At 73.8% G+C, this 24,349-nt stretch carries 21 protein-coding genes; 11 read left to right on the top strand and 10 right to left on the bottom strand.

The window, feature by feature from the left end:
- Window positions 1–592: glycosyltransferase (locus IE295_RS28635; protein ID WP_190066673.1), on the bottom strand; the 592-nt coding region annotated here is incomplete at its 3' end.
- Window positions 593–1,568: 976 nt separating this feature from the next.
- Window positions 1,569–2,135: a hypothetical protein gene (locus IE295_RS28630; protein ID WP_190066672.1), complete on the bottom strand. Its 567-nt coding sequence runs from the start codon at window positions 2,133–2,135 to the stop codon at window positions 1,569–1,571.
- A gap of 1,112 nt (window positions 2,136–3,247) precedes the next feature.
- On the opposite strand from IE295_RS28630, the gene dhaK reads away from it, so the two are divergent.
- Complete coding sequence (gene dhaK, locus IE295_RS28625; protein WP_190066671.1) at window positions 3,248–4,240, top strand: dihydroxyacetone kinase subunit DhaK; 993 nt, start codon at window positions 3,248–3,250, stop codon at window positions 4,238–4,240.
- Window positions 4,241–4,265: 25 nt separating this feature from the next.
- On the opposite strand, the gene IE295_RS28620 is transcribed toward dhaK, so the two are convergent.
- From IE295_RS28620 to IE295_RS28600, 5 genes are all read right to left on the bottom strand, one after another.
- Window positions 4,266–5,672, bottom strand: a complete 1,407-nt coding sequence (locus IE295_RS28620) for an NADP-dependent succinic semialdehyde dehydrogenase (protein WP_190066670.1) — start codon at window positions 5,670–5,672, stop codon at window positions 4,266–4,268.
- 182 nt (window positions 5,673–5,854) lie between these two features.
- Entirely contained in the window at window positions 5,855–7,348 is a 1,494-nt protein-coding gene (locus tag IE295_RS28615) for an MFS transporter (protein ID WP_190066669.1), read from the bottom strand.
- Between the two features lie 567 nt (window positions 7,349–7,915).
- Window positions 7,916–8,398: an NUDIX hydrolase gene (locus IE295_RS28610; protein ID WP_190066668.1), complete on the bottom strand. Its 483-nt coding sequence runs from the start codon at window positions 8,396–8,398 to the stop codon at window positions 7,916–7,918.
- 90 nt (window positions 8,399–8,488) lie between these two features.
- Window positions 8,489–9,082: a hypothetical protein gene (locus IE295_RS28605; protein WP_190066667.1), complete on the bottom strand. Its 594-nt coding sequence runs from the start codon at window positions 9,080–9,082 to the stop codon at window positions 8,489–8,491.
- A gap of 66 nt (window positions 9,083–9,148) precedes the next feature.
- The gene (locus tag IE295_RS28600) at window positions 9,149–9,937 is read right to left on the bottom strand and encodes a glutamate racemase (protein ID WP_190066666.1); all 789 of its coding nucleotides are present in this window, start codon (window positions 9,935–9,937) and stop codon (window positions 9,149–9,151) included.
- Window positions 9,938–10,005: 68 nt separating this feature from the next.
- Here IE295_RS28600 and IE295_RS28595 point away from each other — a divergent pair, with 68 nt between their 5' ends.
- A complete protein-coding gene (locus tag IE295_RS28595) occupies window positions 10,006–11,175 on the top strand; it encodes a glycosyltransferase (protein ID WP_190066685.1) in 1,170 nt (389 codons plus the stop codon).
- A 12-nt stretch (window positions 11,176–11,187) separates the two neighbouring features.
- Here the strand turns inward: IE295_RS28595 and IE295_RS28590 are convergent, their stop codons facing one another.
- The gene (locus tag IE295_RS28590; RefSeq protein ID WP_190066665.1) at window positions 11,188–12,459 is read right to left on the bottom strand and encodes a TerD family protein; all 1,272 of its coding nucleotides are present in this window, start codon (window positions 12,457–12,459) and stop codon (window positions 11,188–11,190) included.
- Between the two features lie 163 nt (window positions 12,460–12,622).
- Between IE295_RS28590 and IE295_RS28585 the strand changes: the two genes are divergently transcribed.
- From IE295_RS28585 to IE295_RS28565, 5 genes are all read left to right on the top strand, one after another.
- Window positions 12,623–13,129, top strand: coding sequence for a DUF6643 family protein (locus IE295_RS28585; protein ID WP_190066664.1), 507 nt, complete (start codon window positions 12,623–12,625; stop codon window positions 13,127–13,129).
- Between the two features lie 85 nt (window positions 13,130–13,214).
- Window positions 13,215–14,048 (top strand): MOSC domain-containing protein, encoded by an 834-nt coding sequence (locus IE295_RS28580; protein ID WP_190066663.1) that lies wholly within the window; start codon window positions 13,215–13,217, stop codon window positions 14,046–14,048.
- A 210-nt stretch (window positions 14,049–14,258) separates the two neighbouring features.
- Window positions 14,259–14,852: an Rv1733c family protein gene (locus IE295_RS28575; RefSeq protein WP_190066662.1), complete on the top strand. Its 594-nt coding sequence runs from the start codon at window positions 14,259–14,261 to the stop codon at window positions 14,850–14,852.
- Between the two features lie 108 nt (window positions 14,853–14,960).
- Window positions 14,961–17,357: a right-handed parallel beta-helix repeat-containing protein gene (locus IE295_RS28570; protein ID WP_190066661.1), complete on the top strand. Its 2,397-nt coding sequence runs from the start codon at window positions 14,961–14,963 to the stop codon at window positions 17,355–17,357.
- Between the two features lie 123 nt (window positions 17,358–17,480).
- Complete coding sequence (locus tag IE295_RS28565) at window positions 17,481–18,368, top strand: DeoR/GlpR family DNA-binding transcription regulator (RefSeq protein ID WP_190066660.1); 888 nt, start codon at window positions 17,481–17,483, stop codon at window positions 18,366–18,368.
- Window positions 18,369–18,387: 19 nt separating this feature from the next.
- Here the strand turns inward: IE295_RS28565 and cds1 are convergent, their stop codons facing one another.
- Window positions 18,388–19,524 carry an L-cysteine desulfhydrase Cds1 gene (cds1, locus tag IE295_RS28560; protein WP_190066659.1) on the bottom strand — a complete coding sequence of 379 codons (1,137 nt, stop codon included), beginning with the start codon at window positions 19,522–19,524 and terminating at the stop codon, window positions 18,388–18,390.
- A gap of 141 nt (window positions 19,525–19,665) precedes the next feature.
- Between cds1 and IE295_RS28555 the strand changes: the two genes are divergently transcribed.
- Window positions 19,666–20,013 (top strand): hypothetical protein, encoded by a 348-nt coding sequence (locus IE295_RS28555; RefSeq protein ID WP_190066658.1) that lies wholly within the window; start codon window positions 19,666–19,668, stop codon window positions 20,011–20,013.
- A gap of 207 nt (window positions 20,014–20,220) precedes the next feature.
- Window positions 20,221–20,781: an ATP-binding protein gene (locus IE295_RS28550; RefSeq protein ID WP_190066657.1), complete on the top strand. Its 561-nt coding sequence runs from the start codon at window positions 20,221–20,223 to the stop codon at window positions 20,779–20,781.
- Between the two features lie 104 nt (window positions 20,782–20,885).
- On the opposite strand, the gene IE295_RS28545 is transcribed toward IE295_RS28550, so the two are convergent.
- A complete protein-coding gene (locus IE295_RS28545; RefSeq protein WP_190066656.1) occupies window positions 20,886–22,109 on the bottom strand; it encodes an ROK family protein in 1,224 nt (407 codons plus the stop codon).
- Window positions 22,110–22,126: 17 nt separating this feature from the next.
- Here IE295_RS28545 and IE295_RS28540 point away from each other — a divergent pair, with 17 nt between their 5' ends.
- Both IE295_RS28540 and IE295_RS28535 read left to right on the top strand, forming a co-directional pair.
- The gene (locus IE295_RS28540; protein WP_190066655.1) at window positions 22,127–23,359 is read left to right on the top strand and encodes an MFS transporter; all 1,233 of its coding nucleotides are present in this window, start codon (window positions 22,127–22,129) and stop codon (window positions 23,357–23,359) included.
- A gap of 13 nt (window positions 23,360–23,372) precedes the next feature.
- Complete coding sequence (locus IE295_RS28535) at window positions 23,373–24,311, top strand: DUF2797 domain-containing protein (protein WP_190066654.1); 939 nt, start codon at window positions 23,373–23,375, stop codon at window positions 24,309–24,311.
- The last annotated feature ends 38 nt before the right edge of the window (window positions 24,312–24,349 follow it).

Here is a 24,349-nt window from a genome sequence, read left to right as displayed (position 1 = left end):
CAAGGTCGAAAGCGAAGCCCGTAGTAGTGACATCGGCGAAGAGCCGCCGCGCCGCCCCCGCCTCGAAAAACTTGAACCCGCACTGGGTGTCCCTGACCGGCCCGGAGAACCGCCGCGTCGCCAGCCGGAACCCCACCCCACCCAACCGCCGCAAGGCCGGCTGACGCACAGGCATCCGCGCCCCGGCACAGCGACGCGAACCGATGACGACCTGCCAGCCATCCCGCAGGAGAGTGAGCGCGTCGTCGACGGCGGCGGCGGGAGTGGCCAGGTCGGCATCGCAGAACCCGACCCATCTGGCCCGCGTGGTGACCATTCCCCTGGACACCGCGGCTCCCTTGCCACGGCGGGAGCAGCCGGTCACGGTGACGGGAATGCCGGAGGCGGCGAGCCGGTCCACGCACTCGGCCGTGCGGTCGCTGCTGCCGTTGTCGACGACCCGCAGCGAGGCGGTCAGAGGCTTGCCACGCAGGTGGTCGGCGAGGGCGAGCACGGTGGGGGCGAGGCGCTGCTCCTCGTTGTAGGCGGGGATGACCAGTTCAAGATCACAGGCAGAGGCAGTCGGGGGCGCTGCCGTACGGGGGTGTTCCACTGTGGTCTCTCCTTTTCGCGTTCTGCGGGGGCGGAGTTTTCCTGGAACATGTGCAGGAGGGGACAGCCAAGAGCCAACCGGAGCCGCGCAAGGAATTGCTGAACGGGTAATTGACGAGGCCGCAACGCGGGCGGGGTCGCGTGTATTCGTGCTGCTTGAGGGCACGTACGACCCAGGAATGTGTCCCATGACACAAACTGCGGGCGAGCGTGACCCGCGGACCGGCCAACCGGATTGCGGAGCGGTCCGCTATCGCCCGTCGTACGAGTCGAGCCGGCAGCCTTGCGGTGGAGCCGCAGCGACGCCAGAGGATGCGACGGTTCCGGGGAGGTGCCCATCAGTTACTTGAGCGGTGTTGGCCGAGGCGACCTTCGGTGGTGCGTAGGCGGCAACGGTAGTGCCGGCCAACGCGGCCACAGCGTTCCTGCGGAACGTGTGCATTGCAGCCCCCTCGTCCCGGTGGATGCGTCATTCCACTGGGAGCTACTCCGGCAGCCGATAGTTCATATGTAAGTCCGCCTGGGTGGGTGACCACCCCTGTCATGCGTTCGAGCCCTCTCCTCGATAAAAACGCCGACCCATTCGGGGTCGGCGAGCAGTTTCTGGATCATCAGCGTATTGACGAAGGCCAGAGCAGTCCGGAGGGGACGCAAGGAGAGGAAAAGGAGAGGAATGAGAGTTCCTGTCGGTCCTCTCGGGGACGAGCTACGCGGCCGGCAGCACATCCGCACTGCCGGGCCGAAGCGCCACGGGTGGCGGGTGGCGAGGCCAGCCGTCGCGCGGGCCCGCCAGACGGCCACGGCCTGCACCCCGATGCCGGCAAACGCGCCCGCAGACGGCGCCGATCCGCTCCTCTCGGCGCCGTCCTGCGGGCGATCACGCCAACGCGTGCGGCGCGACCCGGACACGCGGCCTCACGGGGAATGAAGACGTCGGCGACTGTGGCCGGCGACGGCAGAACTGGGATGGAGGTCAGCTAACTGACGCTGAAGTAGGTCGTCCCGGTGGTGCCGTCGATGGTGATGCTGCCCTGGACGGGATCCGGGGAGGCCTGTACGTCGACGGAGTAGAAGCATGCCGTCGAGGAGGTGATCTCCGGGGCCGTGACACTCACGGACCCGTCAGGGTTGACCGTAATGGGCAGTGGCTCGTTGGTGCCGTTGGCGGGGCAGATGTAGCGGACAACGCCGCCCTGCGCCAGGGCCACGCCTGACGGAAACGTGAGGGTGACGGTCAGGCCGGCGGCAACCGTGATGTCCGAGGACACCGTGAACGCCATCGCCGTGGTGACGCCCCGCTCCATGACCACTGGATTCGGGTCGACCTGAGCGACCGTGAAGACGGGCGCCCTCCACTGCAGCAGCACCTGCCCGGGCTTTCCGGCGTCCCCGATGCCCGCCTGATACAGGGGATCGTTCTTCCTCGCGGCGCTGGTGCCCGAACCCGGGATCGTCTCCCCTCCCGACACACCCGGGCCCGACGCGAAACCAGAACCACCGCCGCCGCCTGCGAGACAGTAGTTGTCGCCGGTCCCGACGGCCATCCCGCCGCCACCGCCCGCGTAACCGCCACCACCGCCCACGGTGCCGCCGTAGCAGGTGCCGCCGCCACCACCCATACCAGGCTGTGGCAGCTGACCGCCCGGAGTGCCGACCTGGTCCGGGCTGCCGTTCTGCCCAGTGTCGCCCCCCTTGCCGCCGTAGTTGCCTACCCACTGCGCGCCCTGGCCGCCGGTCCCGCCCCACCCGCCACGCGCCGCGGAACTGCTGCCGATGGAGACAGCGGTCCCAGCACCTCCGGAGGCACCGCCGCCCGCGCCACCCGCGCTGCCCCTCGAGCCTCCCCCTCCACCGCCGCCGGCAATGAGGAGCGCCCGGCCGTGCCGTGGGCTGTACACCCCGCTCATCCCGCCACCGCCCACGGGGCCACCGCCACCGTATCCCCCGTTGTTGCCCACCACGATCCGCAGTGTTTCCCCGGGGATCACCGCGATGTTCCCGGACGTGAAGCCTCCGCCGCCACCTGTGTCACCTGCGCCGCCGCTGCCCCACATGCGGGCGTTCACCGTGGTGACCCCCGCAGGCACGAGGAAGTCCTGTGCCGCACCGGTGGCGTTGTACCGCCGACTCCGGTTGTAGCCGGCGGCGAGCGTACTGGCCGTCGCAGCCATGCCTTGGTCCATCTCCCGTCCCCCTCCATCCACGGCCACTCCCGGAACCGGCGTGACAGGAGATCCCGAGACCGGCTCATGCTGCTAAAAGCCGAACTTTCTGCACACATCCGTGCTGTCGGACATCAGAATCTCCCACCGCTGAGCGGGCCTGTCCAGGAAGCGTTTTGAGCCGCAAGCGCACTGGCCCCAGGTCGTGGCGCCCCGCAACCGCCTTGCAGCGGAGGCAGAGTGGGCAGGGAGAGAGGAGTGCCTGGAGATTCGCTGCCGTCGGCGTCACTCATCGACGGTGGTGGCTCAAACCGCCTGGACGTGACGACACCCCGGCCGCCGCACCCCGACCAGGTCCGCGAGAGCACCCGACGCCGAGCAAGGCGGCGGCGCAACGTGCCCGAGCCAACACTCCCGCAGCCGCCACCTGCCTCGATACTGTTCCCGGACCCGAGAGCCGACAGCCCGCCCGCCCAACACCCGTGGAGCCCCGCATGAAAATGCTCATCAACGTTCCCGAGACCGTCGTCCCCGACGCGCTGCGCGGCATGGCCGCCGCGCATCCCGAGCTGACCGTGGATGTGGAGCGGCGCGTCATCGTGCGCAGGGACGCGCCGGTGGCGGGGAAGGTGGGGCTGGTGTCGGGTGGAGGGTCCGGGCATGAGCCGTTGCACGGGGGGTTCGTGGGGCCGGGGATGCTGGATGCGGCCTGTCCCGGGGAGGTCTTCACCTCGCCGGTGCCCGATCAGATGGTGCGGGCGGCGGCCGCGGTGGACAGCGGGGAGGGCGTGCTGTTCATCGTGAAGAACTACACCGGTGACGTGCTCAACTTCAACATGGCCGCCGAGCTCGCCGAGGACGAGGGCATCCGGGTCGCCAGCGTGCTCGTCAACGACGACGTCGCGGTCACGGACAGCCTCTACACCGCCGGCCGGCGCGGCACCGGGGCGACGCTGTTCGTGGAGAAGATCGCGGGGGCTGCGGCCGAGCAGGGCGCGCCGCTCGAGCGGGTCGAGGCGATCGCGCGGCGGGTGAACGAGGCCTCGCGCAGCTTCGGGGTCGCCCTCGCCGCCTGTACGACTCCGGCCAAGGGGAGCCCCACCTTCGACCTGCCCGCCGGGGAGCTGGAGCTGGGGGTGGGCATCCACGGCGAGCCGGGCCGGGAGCGGCGCGCGATGATGACGTCGGGGGAGATCGCCGACTTCGCGGTGCAGGCCGTGCTGGAGGACCTGCGGCCGGGCGGGCCGGTGCTGGTGCTGGTCAACGGCGCGGGCGGGACGCCGCTGCTGGAGCTCTACGGGTTCAACGCGGAGGTGCACCGCGCGCTGCGCGAGCGCGGCGTGCCGGTCGCGCGGACGCTGGTGGGCAACTACGTCACGTCGCTGGACATGGCCGGCGCCTCGGTGACGCTGTGCCGGGTGGACGACGAGATGCTGCGGCTGTACGACGCGCCGGTGCAGACCCCGGGGCTGCGCTGGGGCCGGTGACGCGGCGGGGCCGGCGGGGCGGGTCTCACGCCCCGCCGGGCTCCGCTCCGTACCAGACGGTCGTGGCGTTGCAGAACTCGCGGATGCCGTGCCCGGACAGCTCGCGTCCGTAGCCGGAGCGCTTGACCCCGCCGAAGGGCAGGGCGGGGTGGGAGGCGGTCATGCCGTTGAAGAAGACGCCGCCGGCCTCCATGTCCCGTACGAAGCGGCGCTGTTCGTCCTCGTCACGGGTCCAGACGTTGGAACTGAGGCCGAAGGGCGTGTCGTTGGCGATCTCGACGGCCTCGTCGAGGCTGTCGGCCCTGTAGAGGGTGGCGACGGGGCCGAAGGCCTCCTCGCGGTGGATGCGCATGCCGGGGGTGACGTCGGCGAGCACGGTGGGTTCGTAGAACCAGCCCCGCGGCAGCTCCTCCGGCCGCCGGCCGCCGCACAGGACCGTGGCGCCCCGGCGCACGGCGTCGTCGACGAGCTCCTCCAGGTCGGCGCGGCCGCGTTCGGTGGCCAGCGGGCCGACGTCGGTGGTCTCGGCCAGGGGGTCGCCGACGGTCAGTCCCGCCATGAGGGCGGTGAAGCGCTCGGCGAAGGTGTCGTAGACGTCGGCGTGCACGATGAAGCGCTTGGCCGCGATGCAGGACTGGCCGTTGTTCTGCACCCGGGCGGTGACCGCCGTGCGGATCGCGCGGGCGATGTCGGCGGACGGCATCACGACGTACGGGTCGCTGCCGCCGAGCTCCAGGACGGTCTTCTTCACCTCGTCCCCGGCGACCGCGGCGACGGCCCGCCCGGCCGGTTCGCTGCCGGTGAGCGTCGCGGCGGCGACCCGGGGGTCGCGCAGGACGGCCTCGACCGCGCCGGAGCCGACCAGCAGGGTCTGGAAGCACCCCTGCGGGTAGTCGGCGCGGCGGAAGAGGTCCTCGAGGTAGAGCGCGGTCTGCGGGACGTTCGAGGCGTGCTTGAGCAGCCCGACGTTGCCCGCCATCAGCGCGGGGGCGGCGAAGCGCATGACCTGCCAGAGCGGGAAGTTCCACGGCATGACGGCCAGGATCACGCCCAGGGGGCGGTAGTGGACGCGGGCGCGCGCGGCCCCGGCGTCGCGGACGTCGGCCTCGGGGGGCAGCTCGTCGGCCAGCAGTTCCTCGGCGTGCGCGGCGTACCAGCGCATGGCCTTCGCGCATTTGGCCGCCTCCGCGCGGGCGGCGGCCAGCGGCTTGCCCATCTCGGTGGTCATGGTGCGGGCGATGTCCTCGCGGTCCTCGTCGAGGAGGCCGGCGGCACGCTCGAGGAGCCGCGCCCGCTCGGCGAAGCCGGTGGTGCGGTACTGCCGGAAGGCCGCGTCGGCGGCGGCCAGGCGCCGCTCGGTCTCCTCCGGTCCCAGTGCGTCGAACCTCTTGATCGTCTCGCCGTTCGCGGGGTTCACCGTTGCGATGGGCATGCCTCGACTCTGCGGCGCACCGCCCCGCCGCGCAAGACGTGTGCCCGCCGGGGCGTCCCCGGTCACCCGAACGAGCGCGGGGCCTGCGGCGAACCGGACGGCCCCGGACCCTCGGCGTCCGCCGTGGCCGGGGCCCCGGGGGCCTCAGGCGGTGCGAGCCGGCGCTCGCACCGCCGTCGCCGTCACAGCGGAGGCTGCTCCGCCGCGTCGTCGCCGGCCCGGGCCGGGCCGGGAAGCCGGGCCGCGTCCTGTTGCCGGACGCCGTCGTCGGCGGAGCCCGACGGTTCCAGGGCCGGTGAGGAGGCCTGGGGCGACGGGGCGGGGGCCATGGGGACCACCGGGGCCGCCGCCCGTTTGACGATCGCCGCGCCCGCGCCGCCGGCGGCGGCGGGCTTGGCCACCACCGGGCCCTCGGCCACCGGCGCTCCGGACAGCGCGGGCAGCACGGGGAGCATCCCGGCGCGGAAGAGCAGGGCGACCGAGCCCGCCGAGGACAGGCCGAAGGCCAGGCAGCACACCCAGGGCAGCCAGTACATGCCGGCCTGGTGGCCGAGGTCCATGGTCCGCCCGACCACCGCGTTGCCGGCCGTGGCCGCGACCCCGGAGAAGACGTAGAAGAGCCCGAAGTAGGTGCCGGTCAGGCTCTCGCGTCCGAAGCCGGGGATCATCTCCATCGCCGTCGGGTGGGCGATCATGATGCCGAAGAAGAGCAGGACCGAGCTGGCCACCATGACGGCCATCCGCGCCACCGCCTCACGGGTGCTCCCCGGCGGCTCGGTGCCGCAGACGAACAGCGGGGGCAGGAAGCTCACCCCCATGATGACGAGCCCGGAGCTCACCCAGCGCGTGCCGCCCCCGTTGCGTCCCAGCGCTCTGGTGATCCGCAGCTGGAACAGCATGTTGGCGATCGCTCCGGCGGCCAGCAGCACACCCGCCGCGCCCTTCCACCCGGAGGCCCGCAACGCTCCCTCGGGCAGCAGGAGGTAGAGCTGGTTCTCCATGGTGAACATGCCGGTGGTGGCGAGGCAGAACAGCAGGAACCGGCGATTGGAGAAGGCCTCGCGCCAGTCTCCGAGCACCGTGGCCGAGGGGCCCCTGGGGGCGGCTTCGCTGATCGGCAGGACCATCGCCTGGGCGACCGTCAGCACGCCGAACACTCCCGCCACCACCACCGCGCACAGGCGGAAGTCCGCCAGGAACAGCACGCTGCCCAGGAGCAGTCCGAGCAGTGAGCCGATGGTGGCATAGACGTTGAGGAGCGCGAACGCCTCGGCCTTGCGGTCGCCCGACTCCAGTGCGACGTAGGTGCGTACGGCGGGATAGAACAGCGCCGCCGCCAGACCGGTGAGCACCGAGGCGGAGAGCAGCAGCCACAGCGAGTTGCCGAAGGCGAAGAGACCGAAACCCACGGTCCGCAGCGCGCACCCGGTGATGATCACCGCCCGTGGGCCCAGTCTGTCGGCGGCGGAACCGCCGAGGATGAACAGGCCCTGTTGGCCGAGATTCCGCGCACCGAGTACGAACCCGACGAGCGCGGCCGACATGCCGAGGCCCTGTTCCAAATATGCCGCGAGAAACGGCAGCAGGAGGTAGAACCCGATGTCGATGCCAAACTGATTGAGCAATAGCAATCGCAATGCGAGGGGGAACTCGCGGGTCGCCCGAATGTTTCTCATGCGCGTTCCTGATTCCAGCCCGGGCAGGCGAGAACACCCTGAACCAAGGGCGCGCCATACGGCCGGGGGGTTTGCCGGTGCGCCGAGCGGCAGGGACGGCGGACGGAGCGATCTGAGGTTTCTACCTGGTCACAGGCCTGACCAGGGGTCAGAGCGCCCCGGCGTCCGGCTCGTCGGCTCGCGTTTCCGTTCGCAGGAACGGCGCACTCGCTGACTTTTGCGTGGGCGGTCGATCATATGCTTTTGCGGTGCATCCTCACTGACCCCCGACTGCTCTCGGAAGATGAGCAGAGGACACTTTAGCAAAGCAAGCTCTTTCCCAACAGTGCGGGAACGCGCCCGGTATCACCCTCGGAGTCAAAGGATCTGCACTGAATTGCTTCCGGTTTTTTCTTCGAGCGCTGGAACGACCGCCCTACGAACTGGCCTACGGGGAACCTTTGACGCCGTGAAGGGTGGCGAGGGTCGTCGGAGCGCGGCTCGCTGAATTCAGGATTGACGATACGTCAGAAATGAGGAAAGGAAATTGACATGCGCTCAATTTCCTTGTGGCGCACCCCCGGAGGGTCAGCGCTCTCCCGTGATGCCGTCGAACCACGTCGGCCCGCCCGCCGCGGCCTGCTTGATCCGCGTCAGCGCGAAGCTCTGCATCGGCGGCAGGGCGTCCAGCTCGAACCAGCCGACCTCGAGCGACTCGTCGTCATTGACCCGCGCCTGACCACCCACCGCGCGGGCGAGGAAGCAGACGTCCATGTACTGGCAGACGTCACCGTTGGGGTAGGTGAACGGCTCCAGGGCCTCGACCAGCAGGACGCGCTCCGGCACGCAGTGGACGGCCGTCTCCTCGTACACCTCGCGCACCACCGCGGCGGCGGGCTGCTCGCCCGGCTCGGGGATGCCGCCGATGATCGACCACTGGCCCGTGTCCGAGCGACGGCCCAGGAGCACCCGGCCCTCGTCGTCGAGGACGATGGCGCTGACGCCGGGCAGCCAGAGCAGCTGGTGGCCGGCGGTGGCGCGGAGGGAACGGAGGAAGTCGGGAATCGGCATGTGCCGAGCCTAATGGGCCGGTACGAGCGCACCGGCACCCGCCCTGGACGGAATCGGTCCAGGCCAGGGCATGCGCAGGGGCCGCCGGCGTCAGGCGGAGGCCGGGCGGCCGCCGAGCGGGCGCAGGCGGTCGCGGATCACTCTCACCGCCGCCTCCGCGTCGTCGACGGTGACGGTGATCGTCCGGCCGTCCCCGAGCCGGACCACGAACCCCTCGCCGCGTCGCACCACGACGCCCGTGCCCTTCCCGGGGCGCCACCGGTAGCCCCAGCCGCCCCACTGGCGCGGGGTGACGCGCGGGTCGAAGTCGGCGCCGACCACATGGCTGAGCGGGATGCGCGTGCACGGAACGCCGATGTGGCCGCAGCGGATCTCCAGGGTGTCCTTGTCGACCCGTACGGCGACGTGGACGAAGGCGAGGGTTCCGTAGAGGATCAGCAGGCCCGCCGCGACACAGCCGACGACGGCCATCACCAGCGGGGCGGGCCCCGAGGTCCACGCGCTGTCGACGGCGAGCTCGATGCCGAGCGCCAGACAGGCGGCGCCGATGGCGGCCATCAGCCACTGGGCCCGGTTGGTCGCCCGCCCCGTCCAGACGGCGGGTGTCTCGGACCCCTGCTGGTCGTCGTCCCCGACGCCGTGCGAACCCTCGTGCCCCTGCGGGTCCTGGGAGTGGTCCCTCATACTGGGCAGCCTACTCACGTTCCGCCGCCGCGGCAGGGGTGCGCGCGGGGATCCCGGACGGGTGCGTCAGGGGCGCGAGGCGCCGACGGCGAGGAGCGAGCGGCCCTCGGGGTAGGTCAGCGAGGCCGGCTCCAGCTCCCCCACCCGGCCGCTGAGCAGCACGGTCAGGGTGCCGGACGGCTCGGCGTCGGGGGCCGGCGCCGCGCCCACGCGGCGCAGGGCCTGGGCGGCGACGGCGTCGGCGGAGCCGTACAGCTCCACGGGCGGGGCCGCCGGGTCCTGGACGGCGGCGCGGATGCGCTCGGCGACGAGCTCGTAGTGGGTGCAGCCCAGGACGACGGCGCGCACCCCGCGCGGGGTGGCGGCGGCAGCGGCCTTCACCGCGATCTCGACGGCGTCGGCGTCCGCGCGCTGCACGGCGTCGGCCAGGCCCGGGCAGGGCACCTCGGTCACCTCGACGCCGGAGGCGAAGTCGCGGATCAGCCCGCGCTGGTAGGGGCTGCCGGTGGTGGCGGGGGTGGCCCAGACGGCCACGGGGCCGCCGCCGGAGGCGGCGGGCTTGATCGCCGGAACGGTCCCGATGACCGGCAGGCCGGGCTCCAGCTCCGCGCGTATGGCGGCCAGGGCGTGGACGGAGGCGGTGTTGCAGGCGACGATCAGCGCCTGGGGGCGGTGCGCGGCGGCGGCGCGGGCGCAGGCCAGGGCGTGTTCGACGACGTCCTCGGTGGTCCTGGGGCCCCAGGGCATGCCGTCGGGGTCCGAGGAGAGGACGAGATCGGCGTCGGGCCGCAGCCGGTGCACGGCGGCGGCGGCCGCCAGAAGTCCGTTGCCTGAGTCCATGAGCGCGATCTTCACCCCGACACTTTAATCGATGTGGCCGTCGGCCCCGCCGTCCGTGCGGCAGACTGCGGCCGGTGAGCGTGCTGACGTGGATCACCGCGGGCTCCCTGGCCGCATGGGCGTGGCTGCTGGCGGGGCAGGGATTCTTCTGGCGTACGGACGTCAGGCTGCCGGACCGCGCTCCCCCCGCCCGCTGGCCCGACGTGGCGGTCGTGGTGCCCGCGCGGGACGAGGCGGAGGTCCTGCCGTCGAGCCTGCCGTCGCTGCTGGCCCAGGACTATCCGGGGCGGGCGGAGATCTTCCTCGTCGACGACGGGAGCACGGACGGCACCGGCGAGCTGGCCCGGGCACTGGGCCGGGAGCACGGCGGGCTGCCGCTGACCGTGGACTCGCCCGGCGAGCCGGGGCCGGGGTGGACCGGCAAGCTGTGGGCGGTGCGGCACGGCATCGCCCTCGCCCGCGCCCGTACCGACGCCGAGTACCTGCTGCTGACGGACGCGGACATCGCGCACGGTCCGGACAGCCTCCGGGAACTGGTGGCGGCCGCCCGGACCTCGGGGCTGGACCTGGTCTCGCAGATGGCGCGGCTGAGGGTGGCGACCGGCTGGGAGCGGCTGATCGTCCCGGCCTTCGTGTACTTCTTCGCCCAGCTCTACCCCTTCCGGTGGGTCAACCGGCCGGGCGGCCGGACGGCGGCCGCGGCCGGCGGGTGCGTGCTGCTGCGCCGGGAGGCGGCCGAGCGGGCGGGGATCCCGGACGCCATCCGGCAGGCCGTGATCGACGACGTGTCGCTGGCCCGGGCGGTCAAGCGCGCCGGCGGCCGGATCTGGCTGGGGCTCGCCGAGCGGGTCGACAGCGTGCGGCCCTACCCGGGGCTGCGGCCGCTGTGGCGGATGGTCTCCCGCAGCGCGTACGCACAGCTGCTGCACAGTCCGCTGCTGCTGGCCGGGACCGTGGCGGGACTGACGGTGGTCTATCTGGTGCCGCCGCTGGCCGTGGCGGCCGGGGCGGCGGGCGGTGCCGTCGTGCCGCTCGCGCTGGGGGCCGCGGCCTGGGCGGTGATGGCGGGGACGTACCTGCCGATGCTGCGCTACTACCGGCAGCCGCCGTGGCTCGCGCCGCTGCTGCCGTTCACGGCCCTGCTGTACCTGCTGATGACCGTGGACTCGGCGGTGCAGCACTACCGGGGCCGGGGCGCGGCCTGGAAGGGGCGTACGTACGCCCGTCCCGAGCGGCCGGAGGCCGCGCCCTGACCGGCCGGGCGGTCATTTGCGGCCGGGTGTCCAGTTCATGCCCCATCCGTAGGCCCGGTCGAGGGTGCGCTGGGGGCTGACGCCGCGGTCGGGGACCAGGTAGCGGGCCTCGCGCTGGACGACGAGGTCCTTGCCGGTGTTGGTGATCAGGGCCAGCGCGCAGACGTTGGAGAGCACGGTGCACTCGTCCAGCGAGAAGTCGATGGGCGCGCCGTGCTGGGGGTGGAGGGTGACGGTGGCGTGCAGGCCGGCGAAGCTGCGGGCGCCTTCGTAGATGGTGACGAAGACCAGGATGCGGCGGAAGGCGCCGATGTGGTCGAGGTTGATGGTGAGGTTCTCGCCGGTCTCCACGGCGCCGGTGCGGTCGTCGCCGTCGAGGTGGATGTAGGGCGGGTGGTGGAGCGCTCCGAAGGAGTTGCCGAGCGCCTGCACGACGCCCTTGCTGCCGTCGCTGAGCTCGAAGAGGGCACCCAGGTCGAGGTCCAGGTCGCTGTGCACGGCCATGGCCTTGCCGAGCCTGCGGCCCCAGCCCTTGAACTGCTTGTGCACCTCCCAGTTGAGGTTGACGCGCATCGTGCCGGAGGTGCCGCCCTGCTTGGCCAGGGAGACGGCCGGGGCCTCCTTGGTGAGCGTGACCTTGGTGAGCCGTACGGGCGCGGGCCGGTCGGCGGGCGCCGGAGTGCGCGCGGGCTCGGGCGCCGGAGCAGGCGCCGGAGGGGGCGGGGCCACGGGCGACGGAGCCGCCGCGGGGGCGGGGCCCGGGTCGTCGACGGTGATGCCGAAGTCGGTGGCCAGGCCCGCGAGGCCGCTGCTGTAGCCCTGGCCCACGGCGCGGAACTTCCACTCGCCCTGCCGGCGGTAGAGCTCCCCCAGGACGAGGGCGGTCTCGACGGTGGCGTCCTGGCTGTCGAAACGGGCCAGCTCCGCCCCGCCCGCCGCGTCGAGGACGCGGATGTGCAGCCCGGGCACCTGGCCGAAGCTGCCGCCGTCGGCGGAGGCGGCGAGGACCACCTTCTCCACCTCGGGCTCGACCGCGCCGAGGTCGACGGTGAGGGTGTCGGCCACCGTGTCGCCGGCGGGGCTCCTGCCCTCGTGCCGCACGGCGCCGGAGGCGTGGCGCGGCTGGTTGTAGAAGACGAAGTCGGCGTCCGAGCGGACCCTGCCCGCCGTCAGCAGCAGCGCCGACGCGTCGACATCGGGCACCCCGGGGCCGGTGCGCCGGCCCAATTCGATCCGTACCACCTGCGCAGGAATCCGGACATTGGCGCCTTTGAGCATCCCCATGCTGCACCCCTCCCGAGGCCGGTCTTTACATGATCCCAACGTACCTTGGCGACCGTTTTTCCCAGGTTCGATCGCTTTAGTGATCCGCAGCCCCTCCGAGCACCGCAATCAACCCCCATACCGCCCTCCCCAACCGGCACACCATGGGCTTAACTTATGGGCTATGACCTCCCCCCGCAGCACCTACGGCGGCGGCTACTACGCCTCGTCCTCTTTTCCGGACACCCCCATCTACGACAGCCTCGTCGCCGAGCGCGGAACGCCGCAGATCGCGCCGATCCAGGTGTCCTCCCCGTACGACTTCCGCGGCGGCAGCAACCTGCCCGCGCTGCCGGCCCTGCCCTCCGGCCCGTCCTCCCACCCCGGGCCCCAGGCCCCCCAGGGCGGCTACGCCCAGCAGGCGCCGCAGTACGGCGGCGGCAACCACCCCGCCCCGGCGCAGCCCGGGGGACTGCAGCAGGCGGCCGCGCCGTACATCCCGCAGCAGGCCGGGCCGCCGCGCGGCTACCCGGGCCCGCAGCAGTACCAGCCGCAGCAGCAGCAGCGCCCCGCGGCGTCCGCGAACCCGGGGGGCTTCGACGCCATGCGCCCGGTCGCGCCCCGCCCGGCCGGGGGCCAGTACGAGGAGCCGAACAACGGCCGCGCCTGGCCCGACCAGGGGGGTTACTGACCGTCACCCGCCGGGAGCCCGCCGTCGCGGCGGCTCCGGCGGATCCGGCCACCCAACTGTCATATCCGGCTGGCAAAATGACCGCATGCCCGAGCCTGTGCTGACAGCGGTCCACTTCTATCCGGTCAAGTCGATGGCGGGGTGCGCACCCGGTGAGGCGGCCGTGGAGCCGTGGGGGCTCGCCGGGGACCGGCGGTGGACGGTCGTCGGGCCGGACGGCCGCATCATCACCCAACGGCAGGAGCCGCGGCTGGCGTTGGCCTCGGCCGAGCCCCTGCCGGGCGGCGGGGTCCGGCTGACCGCCCCGGGGGCCGGCCCGGTCGAGGTGGCCGTGCCCGGCCCGGCGGACGGGGCGGGCACCCTCGTCGCGGAGGTCTTCAAGGACAAGGTGGAGGCGGTGCCCGCCGGCGCCGCCGCCGACGCGTGGCTGAGCGCCTTCCTGGGGGTCGAGGCGCGCCTCGCGTACATGGACGACCCGGCGCGGCGGCGCCCGGTCGATCCCGATTACTCCCTGCCGGGCGACACGGTCTCGTTCGCCGACGGCTTTCCCCTGCTGGTGACCACGACCGCCTCGCTCGAGGCGCTCAATGCCCTGATAGCCGCGGGCGGCCACGCCGCCGAGGGGCCGCTGCCCATGGACCGCTTCCGGCCCAACCTGGTCGTCGGGCACACCGCGCCCTGGGCCGAGGACGGCTGGCGGCGGGTGCGCGTCGGGGAGGTGACCTTCCGGGCCGTCAAGCCCTGCGGCCGCTGCGTCGTCACCACGGTCGACCAGAGCACCGCCGAGCGCGGCAAGGAACCGCTGCGCACGCTCGCGCGGCACCACCGCATCGGCAGCAGCCTGGTGTTCGGCCGGAACCTGATCCCGGAGCACACCGGAGTGGTCCGGGTCGGGGACCGCGTGGAGGTACTGGCCTGAGGTACCGGGGGTACCGGCCCGCGTCGCGGAGGTACCGGCCCGAGTCCCTCCTTGTCCCGACCCGTCACCTCTTGTCCCGGCTGTCGTCAACGTGCCGCCGTTGTCGGCCTCCGCGAGGGGTGATTTTGGTCTCCGCTCCCCCTTCCCCCGCATGCGCCGCGCCCCGTGAGGTATCTACGGACGGGTAAGGGGGTGAGCACTGTGCGTGCGATGGCGTTCGTGTGGCGCTGGCGGCGCAACCCGCTGCGCCGCCGCAGCGATGTCCTCGAGGCGTGGGCCGGGGTGGCCGCCGTGGTGCTGGTGCTCATGACGGCCCCGGTCGTCGGCTGGGTGACGGGCACGGCCGCCCACCAGGCACTGCGCGAGACCGTCCGCGAACAGCACCTGCACCGGCATCTGGTGACCGCCACCACCGTGCGGGCCGTGCACGGCGGGGCGGAGGGCGCCGGCCTCGACACGGGCGCGGGGCGCGAGGGGTACCACCGCGTCGTGGCCCGCTGGCCCGGCCCGGACGGCCGGGAGCGCACGGGCGCGGTGGCCGCCCGCCAGCCCGCCGTTCCCGGCAGGCGGTTCCCGCTGTGGACCGACGACCTCGGCCGCGTCGCGCCGCGCCCCCTGGACGACGCGACGGCCACCGTCCACGCCGTGCTCGCCGGCGCCGGCGCGGCCGCCGCGACGGCCGCCCTGGTGGAGGGCGCGCGCCGGCTGGTCGTCTGGCGCCTCGCCCGGCGCCGGTTCGCGCAGTGGGACCGGGCCTGGGAGCGGGCCGGGCACACCTGGGGCCGCGCGGACGCGGGAAGTTGACAACGGACCGAGCGGCCGACCCCCGTGCCCCGCGCGCGCTACGGTGGTGCGGCCGGTACGCGTCCTTCCCGGATGCACACACACTCGAGGCGGGGGCACAGCAGCGCCATGGCACAGGGCTCGGTGGTCCAGGTGACGCACGCCGGCACGGCGCGCTGGCGGCGGCGCACGGGAGAGTACGACTCCCTCGCCTCGGCGCTCGAGGCGGCGGCCGACGGCGACGTGCTGTCCGTGGCGCCGGGCACCTACCGCGAGAACGTGATCGTGGCCCGGGCCGTCACCCTGCGGGGCAGCGAGGGGGCGCGCGGCGCGGTCCGCATCGCCCCGACCGAGGGCGTCGCCGTGACCGTGCGGGCCTCCGCGACGCTGGCGGACCTGCTGATCGAGGGCCATGACGCGGCCGAGCCCGCCCTGCTGGTGGAGGGCGGGGCGCCGGAGCTGACGGACGTGCGGGTGGTGACGCGGTCGGCGGCCGGCATCGAGGTGCGCGGCGGGGCGCGGCCGACCGTACGCCGCTGCGTGGTCGACAACCCCTCGGGCGTGGGCATCAGCGTGCTGGACGGCTCGGGCGGCGTCTTCGAGGACTGCGAGGTGGTGGCCGCGGGGCAGTCGGGCGTCGCCGTGAGCGGCGGCGCCGAGCCGCGCCTGGAGCGCTGCCGGGTGCACCACTCCCGGGGCGCGGGGCTGTCGCTGACGGGCGAGGGCAGCGCGCTGGAGGCGGTGGACTGCGAGGTGTACGAGATCAGGGGCACCGGCGTGCAGGTCGCGGCGCGCGCCGCGGGGCGCCTGACGGACTGCCGGGTGCACCGCACCTCCGCCGACGGCGTGACCCTGGACACCGGGGCCGTGCTGGCCCTGGCCGGCTGCGACATCCACGACGTGCCGGAGAACGGCGTGGACCTGCGCTCGCGTTCGGTGCTGACGATGACGCGCTCGACCGTGCGCCGGTTCGGCCGCAACGGCCTGTCGGTGTGGGATCCCGGCACGCGCGTGGAGGCGGAGCAGTGCGAGATCCACGACAGCACCGGCGACTATCCGGCGGTGTGGGTGAGCGACGGAGCCGGCGCCCGGCTCGCCTCCTGCCGGGTGCACGACGTGCCGGACGCGCTGTTCGTGCTGGACCGCGGCTCCGGCGCGGAGGTCACCGACAGCGACCTGACGCGGGTGCGGGGCACCGCCGTGTCGGTGAGCGGCGGCGCGACCGCGCATCTGACGGACTCCCGGATCCGGGAGGCGACCACGGGGGCATGGTTCCGCGGCGACGGCAGCGGCGGCACGCTGGCCGGCTGCGCGATCGACGCGACGTCGACCGGCGTCATCGTCACCAAGGGCGCCGACCCCCGCGTCGAGCGCTGCGCGGTGACCTCGCCCGCCGAGGCGGGCTTCTACGTCTCCGCGGAGGGCCGGGGCACGTTCGAGGACTGCCGGGTGACGGGCAGTGGCGGCTACGGCTTCCACGTCATCGACGGCTGCCGCGCGACGCTGACCGCCTGTCACACGGAACGGTGCGCGCGCGGGGGTTACGAATTCGCGGAGGACGGGCCCGTCAGCGAGCGCTGTACGAGCGACGACGGCGCGGGCCGGGGCGCCGTGGCCCGGGCGACCGCCGTCGCGACGGCCGTCCGCCCGGCGCCCGCCCCGCCCGGGCCGCGCTCCCCCGCCCCGGCCTCCCCGGCGGGCGGGGACGCCGCGGGGCGTTCGCCGGCGGCCGTGCTGGGCGCGCTGGACGCCCTGGTCGGCCTGGACAGCGTCAAGCGCGAGGTCCGCGCCCTGACCGACATGATCGAGGTGGGCCGGCGCCGGCGCCAGGCGGGGCTCAAGGCCGCGTCCGTCCGCCGTCACCTGGTCTTCACCGGCTCCCCCGGCACGGGCAAGACCACCGTCGCCCGGCTCTACGGCGAGATCCTGGCGGCCCTCGGGGTGCTGGAGCGCGGGCACCTGGTGGAGGTGTCGCGGGTGGACCTGGTGGGCGAGCACATCGGTTCCACGGCCATCCGTACGCAGGAGGCCTTCGACCGGGCCCGCGGCGGCGTGCTCTTCATCGACGAGGCGTACGCCCTGGCGCCGGAGGACTCCGGGCGGGACTTCGGGCGGGAGGCCATCGACACGCTGGTGAAGCTGATGGAGGACCACCGCGACGAGGTGGTGGTCATCGTCGCCGGGTACACCGCCGAGATGGAGCGCTTCCTGACCGTCAACCCCGGGGTGGCGTCCCGCTTCTCACGGACCATCACCTTCGGCGACTACGCCCCCGAGGAGCTGCTGCGCATCGTGCGGCAGCAGGCGGACGAGCACGAGTACCGGATCGGCGAGGGCGCGGCCGAGGCGCTGCTGCGGTACTTCACGGCCCTGCCCAAGGGCCCGGCGTTCGGCAACGGCCGCACCGCCCGGCAGACGTTCGAGGCGATGGTCGAGCGGCACGCGGGCCGGGTGGCGCAGCTGGCGGCGCCGAGCACGGACGATCTGACCCTGCTCTACCCCGAGGACCTGCCCGGCCTTCCCTGAGGGCGCCGGACGGCGCGCGGAGGCGGGCATCCGGTCACGGGGAACGCGGGCCGTCGTTGTCGTACCCGCGTGGGAGGATGTGCGCGCACGACGGGCGGCGGTCGACCGGGAAGGACGGTTCGGGTGAGCGACAACCAGAATCTCCTGGCGGAGCAGCGTCGCGCCCTGATCCTCGACGAGGTCAGGCGGCGCGGCGGGGTGCGGGTCAACGAACTGACGCGGCGGCTGAACGTCTCGGACATGACGGTCCGGCGCGACCTGGACGCGCTGGCCCGGCAGGGCGTCGTGGAGAAGGTGCACGGCGGTGCGGTGCCGGTGGCGGAGGCGACCACGCACGAGCCCGGTTTCGAGGCGAAGTCGGCGCTGGAGCTCAGCGCCAAGGAGGACATCGCCCGGGCCGCGGCCGTGATGGCCGCGCGGGGCAGCGCCATAGCGCTGGCGGGCGGGACGACGGCGTACGCGCTGGCCCAGCAGCTGGTGGACATCCCCGATCTGACGATCGTCACGAACTCGGTACGGGTGGCGGAGGTGTTCCACAGCGCCCAGCGCACGGCCGCGGCCTCCGGCGCGCCGCCCCGGCCGGGCGCCGCGACGGTGGTGCTGACGGGCGGTGTGCGCACCCCCTCGGACACGCTGGTCGGTCCGGTCGCGGACGCGGCGATCCGCTCGCTCCACTTCGACGTGCTGTTCATCGGGGTGCACGGCATATCCGCCGAGGCGGGCTTGTCGACGCCCAACCTCGCCGAGGCCGAGACGAACCGGCACTTCGTGCGCTCCGCCCGGCGGGTGGTGGCGCTCGCGGACCACACCAAGTGGGGCACGGTCGGGCTGAGCTCGTTCGCCACGCTGGAGGAGGTCGACGCGCTGGTGACGGACGCGGGCCTGCCCGCCGCGGCCCGTGCGGAGATCGCCGAACGGCTGCCGGAGCTGGTGGTGGCGGGCGCTCCGCAGGCCGGCGCGGACCCGCGGGGCCCGGCGGCCGGCACGGGCGGGTTCCGGCCGGTCGGCTGAGCCCGGGCGGGCCGGGGCGTCAGCCGGGCCAGCGGCCGGTCGCCAGGAAGCCGGTGATCGCCATGGCGTACGGCTGGATGTCCAGGCCCTGTTCGGCCAGCCAGGCGTCGGAGTAGTAGGTGTCGAGGTAGCGCTCGCCGGGGTCGCAGATGAGGGTGACGACGCTGCCCGCGCGCCCCTCGCCGACCATCTCCGCGACGATCTTCAGCGAACTCCACAGGCCGGTGCCGGTGGAGCCGCCCGCCTTGCGGCCGATGGCCTGCTCGAGCGCGCGGACGGCCGCGACGCTCGCGGCGTCGGGGACCTTCATCATCCGGTCGATCGCCCACGGCACGAAGCTCGGTTCCATGCGGGGGCGGCCGATGCCCTCGATGCGCGAGCCGCGGTCGGTGCTCGCGGTGGGGTCGTTCTCGCGCCAGCCGTCGAAGAAGCAGGAGTTCTCGGGGTCGGCGACGCAGACGCGGGTGTCGTACTGCATGTAGCGGGTGTAGCGGGCGATGGTCGCCGAGGTGCCGCCGGTGCCCGCGGTCGCGACGATCCACGCGGGCTCGGGGTGACGCTCCAGCCGCAGCTGGTGGTACACGGACTCGGCGATGTTGTTGTTGCCGCGCCAGTCGGTGGCCCGTTCTGCGTAGGTGAACTGGTCGATGTAGTGGCCTCCGGACCGCTCGGCGAGGGCGGCCGCCTCCGCGTACATCGTCCGGGGGTCGTCCACGAAGTGGCACCGCCCGCCGTGGAACTCGATCAGGCGGCACTTCTCGCGGCTGGTCGTGCGCGGCATGACGGCGATGAAGGGCACACCGATCAGCTGGGCGAAGTAGGCCTCGGAGACGGCGGTGGAGCCGCTGGAGGCCTCGATGACGGCGGCCTCGGGGCGGATCCAGCCGTTGCACAGGCCGTAGAGGAACAGCGAGCGGGCCAGGCGGTGCTTGAGGCTGCCGGTCGGGTGGGTGGACTCGTCCTTCAGGTAGAGGTCGATGCCCCATTCCGGGGGCAGCGGGAAGCGCAGCAGGTGGGTGTCGGCCGAACGGTTGGCGTCGGCCTGGACCTTGCGGATCGCCTCCTTGAGCCAGGCGCGGTACGCCGGGTCGCTGTGGTCGACGTCGACGGTCGGCACGGCCGGACCGGCCGCTCCCGTGTGCCCTGTGCTGTTCACGCGCCGCTCCTAGGGGGTGTTCCGTACGGGCTCAGGCGGACCACTCGGGCGTTCCGATCATAAAGGGGCACTGGTGTCCGGGCCCGCGCACGGGCAGACTGCGCACGGGACAGCGACATCCGGCAGGAGAGGCGGTGCGCCGTGGCGGAACCGGAGTTCAGCGCGACAGGGGTGAGGATCGAGCGCTCACACCGCTCCCTGACGCGGGCCGGACAGGTGAGGATCCGCGACGGCCGGCTGGAGCTGCTGACGAGCTACGGGCGGGAGATCGACAGCGCTCCGGTGGACTCGGTCGAGGCGGGCAAGCCGTGGTTCGCGGGCCCGGACCAGGCGCGGGCGACCGTCAACGGCCACCGCTACCGGCTCACCCTGGGCCGGCCCGGGGACCACCCGTCCGCGGGAGCCGCCTGCGAGGACGAGGGCGAGGCGGAGGTCAACCGCTTCCTGGAGGTCGTGCGGTCGGCGCACGGAAGCACGGCGAAGCACTGAAGGATGCAGGAGTTGCGAAGGTGGCCGCGAGAGTCGACCCTTGACTCGTACCGGCATCACTGAGGGTTTTCGGCGGTCACGCTCGGGATCAGTTACCGCCGATCGGCCCGGTGGCCCGCACCGCCGGACCGGAACAGGCGCGTACCGCACGACTTTCGCAACGCCATCTGCATCAGGCTAGCCCTACTTCTTCAGGGAGTCGCAGCCGTGATCAGCCGAGTGAACAAGCACTGCACCGTTGAGCTCCAGGCTCTGCCCCAACGGATCGGCCAGGTCCGCAGAATCGTATCTGCGCAGCTGCGCTACTGGCATCTCGATCCCCTCATCGACCCCGCCGCGCTCGGTGTCACCGAACTGCTCACCAACGTCCACCAGCACGCGGAACCCGACAAGCGCTGCACCGTCGAGATCGAGCTCGTCATGAACCGCCTCACCGTCTCGGTGAGCGACCACGATCCCCGGCTGCCGCGCATCGCGGACGCGGACATCGCCAGCACCCACGGCAGGGGGCTGGCGCTGGTGGCCGCGGTCAGTTCGAGCTGGGGGGTGCGCGAGCGCCACGGCGGCGGGAAGGTCGTCTGGTTCACGCTGACCGTCCCCACCCCCGGGCCCGCCGCGCCCCGCACCGCACGCGGCGACCGGAAGGCCTTCGCCTTCGAGCGGCCCGCTCCCCTGTCCGCCCTGGAGGAGGCCGCGTTCGTGGGCGCCCCGGCCGGCCTGCGCCGGACCGCGGCGCGCCGCCGCCCCCGGTCCGTCGTCCCCGGCTGACCGGCGACCGGTGCGGGCCGGGTGCTGACGACGTGCACGCGTGCGCGTACGCGCGTACCGCTCGCGAGGCCCGGGGCGAGGGCGCCGCGAGACCCGTCGCGGGGTCAGGCGAGCGCCGCCAGGGGATCGTCCAGGACCGGCTGCCAGGCCGCTTCGGCGGCGCCGATGAGGCTGTTGAAGTCCAGGGTGCAGGCGAGGATCGGCACGCTCCCGCTGCGGCCCCACAGGCTGCGGTCGGCGACGACCGCGCGCAGCCGCTCGGGGTCCGCCTCGAGGAGCTCGCGGTGGAGCCCGCCCAGCAGGATGCGGTCGGGGTTGAGGATGTTGACGAGCCCGGCGAGCCCGAGGCCCAGCCGGTCGACGATCAGTTCGGCGGCGGCCCGCACGGACGGGTCCGCGTACTCCGTGCGCAGCAGGTCGCGGGACTGCTGCAGCAGTGACACCTCGGGGCCGGGAGTGCGGCCGGCGGCGGTGAGGAAGGCCAGCGGGTCGGTCTCGACGTCGAGGCAGCCCCGGCTGCCGCAGTGACAGGGCACCCCCGCGGGATTGACGGTCAGGTGACCGACCTCCAGCGCCAGGCCCGAACTCCCGCTGTGCAGACGGCCGTCGAGGACGAGCGCCCCGCCCACGCCCCGGTGGCCGGTGGCCACGCACAGCAGGTGCCGGGCGCCCCGGCCGGCGCCGTGGCGGTGTTCGGCGAGGGCGGCGAGGTTGACGTCGTTGCCCGTGACGCCGGGCACGGGGGCGCCCGTGGGGCCGGTGACCCCGCACTTGGCCAGCGCCTCGGTGAAGAGCTCGTGGACGGGGGCGCCGGCGGGCCAGGACAGGTGCAGCGGGTTGAGGGCGGTGCCGTCCGGCTCGGCGATCGCCGAGGGCACGGCGAGCCCGGCCCCCAGGCACCGCCGCCCGCTCGAGCGCAGCAGCCCGGCACCCGCCCCGACGACGGCGTCGATGATGTGCGAGGGGTCGGCGGGCACCGTCATGCAGCCCGGCGCGGTGGCCACCACCCTGCCGCCGAGGCCGACGAGGGCCGCGCGGTAGCCGTCGGCGTGGATCTGCGCGGCGAGGACGACGGGGCCGTCCGGCGCGACGGACAGCCGGTGCGAGGGCCGGCCCTGGGAGCCGGCGGGAGCCGTCGGGCGGGCGTCCACCCGGATCAGCCCGAGTGCCTCGAGCTCCGCGGCCACGGCTCCGGCGGTCGCGCGGGTCACACCGAGTTCGGCCGTGAGCACGGCGCGCGTGGGGGCGCGGCCGGTGTGCACGAGCTCCAGGGCCGGGCCGAGCGCGCCGCGGCCCCGCTCCAAACGTGTTGTCCGAGTCTGGGTCACACCCCTATTCTGACTTTGTGCCGACGCTAAACAAAATACGGACGGCCCTTTCAGGGGAACGACGACCGGCCCCCGAGGAGACCGTACTCCCCCGCCTGAGAACCGCACTCACCCTCTTCTTCGCCCTCGACGGCTTCCTTTTCGCCGGCTGGGTGGTCCGCATCCCCGCCATCAAGGAGCAGACGGGCGCCTCCGCGGGCGACCTGGGCCTCGCCCTGCTCGGCGTGTCGGCGGGCGCCGTCGCCACCATGACCGTGACCGGCCGGCTGTGCCGGCGCTTCGGCAGCCACCCCATGACGGTGCTGGCCGCCGTCCTGATGTCCCTGGGCATCGCCCTGCCCGCCCTGACCGGCTCCGCGCTCACCCTCGGACTGGTCCTGCTCGTCTTCGGCGCCGCCTACGGCGGCATCAACGTCGCCATGAACAGCGCCGCCGTCGACCTCGTCGCCGCTCTGCGCCGGCCCGTGATGCCCAGCTTCCACGCCGCCTTCAGCGTCGGCGGGATGCTCGGCGCCGGGCTCGGCGGGCTGATCGCCGGGCACCTGCCGGCGGACCGCCACCTGTTCCTGCTGACCGCGGCCGGACTCCTCGTCTCCGCCGTGGCCGGACGGGCGCTCCTCGCCCACCCCGCACCACGTCCCGCCCCGCGCGCCACGACCCCGTCGGCCGCCCCGCGCGCCACCGGCCGCGAACGCCGGCTGGTCGCCGTCCTCGGCCTGATCGCCCTGTGCACCGCCTACGGGGAGGGGGCGCTCGCCGACTGGGGCGCGCTCCACCTCCAGCAGGACCTCGCGGCCCGGCCCGGCCTGGCGGCGATCGGCTACTCCGTCTTCGCGCTCGCCATGACACTCGGCCGCCTGGCCGGCAGCGCGCTCCTGGAGCGGCTCGGCCAGACCCGGCTGCTGGTCGCCGGCGGAGCGACGGCCGCGGCGGGCATGCTGCTCGGCGCCCTGGCCCCCACCCTCTGGGCGGCCCTCGCCGGCTTCGCCGTCACGGGCCTGGGCCTGGCCAACATCTTCCCCGTCGCGATCGGCCGCGCCGGCGAGCTCGCCGGCCCGGGCGGCGTCGCCGCCGCCTCCACGTTCGGCTACGGCGGCATGCTGCTGGGGCCGCCGGCCATCGGCTTCCTCGCGGACTGGTTCTCCCTGCCCGTGGCGCTGACCACGGTCGCCGCGCTCGCGGCGGTGGCGGCGCTGATCGCCCGTACGACGCGGGAGACGGCGCGCGAGCCCGTTGTCAGTGGCCGCTGACACCATGGGGGACATGGCGGACACCGAATGCGGAAGCCGCGCCGGATGGCGCTGCGCCGGGCTGCGCTGGAGCACGGCCGGCGGCGCCGGTGCGGCCGGTGCCGCCGGTGCCGCCCCGGAGCCGGCGCTGGTGTGGCGGCATCCCGTGCACGGGGAGCGCCTGTCCCCGCTGCCGGCCGGGCGGCAGCTGGCGTTCACCACGGGCGAGGGGCGGGCTTGCGTCGGGGTGCGCAGGGGCGGGCGGCACACGCCGTGCCCGGACGCGGCCGCGGTGCCGGAGCCCGCGGTCTCGGCCCAGTGCCCGCAGTGCGCGCGGCTCGACCGGTCCCATTCGGTGGCGGCGGACACCATCGCCGACGACCCCCGCCCGTACGACGTCTACCTCGCCTGGTTCGCGGCCGGCCTGATCAAGGTCGGCATCACGGCCGCCGAGCGGAACGGCGCGCGCCTGCTGGAGCAGGCCGCGCTGTCCTACGCCCTGCTCGGCCGCGGCCCGCTGATGGCGGCCCGCCGGGCCGAGGCGGTGCTGGGCGCCGCCCTCGCGGTGCCGGACCGCTTCCCGTACGCGGCCAAGCGCGCCGCCCGGCACCCGCTGCCCCCGCCGGAGCGCCGCGCGGCGGAGCTGGCGGAGCTGCACGAGCGGGCGCTGGGACTGCCGGGCCTCCCCGAGTCCCTGGCCGTACGGGCCTTCGCGCCCGTCCACCACGACGCGGCCTTCCACCTCGACCGCGTCCGCCCGTCCCCCGGCACCGTCGCTCTCGCCCCCGGCTGCACGCTGGCGGGCCGGGTGGCGGCGGTGGCGGGGCCGGACGTGTACGTGGACACGCCGGACGGTCAGCTGCTGCTGGACGCCCGACACCTGGCCGGGTGGGCGCTCACGGCGGCGGCGCCGGACGCGACGACTACGGTGCCGGTGGCCGTGCGGCCGGCCGAGCCGGATGCGCTGTTCTGACGTCGTGGGGCGGGGGCGGGGAGGGAAGGGCCCTTCTG

The organism is Streptomyces griseocarneus, from assembly GCF_014655595.1.
Taxonomy (GTDB): domain Bacteria; phylum Actinomycetota; class Actinomycetes; order Streptomycetales; family Streptomycetaceae; genus Streptomyces; species Streptomyces griseocarneus.
The sequence above is the reverse complement of the archived record's forward strand: the minus strand, read 5'-3'. Positions and strand labels throughout refer to the sequence as shown.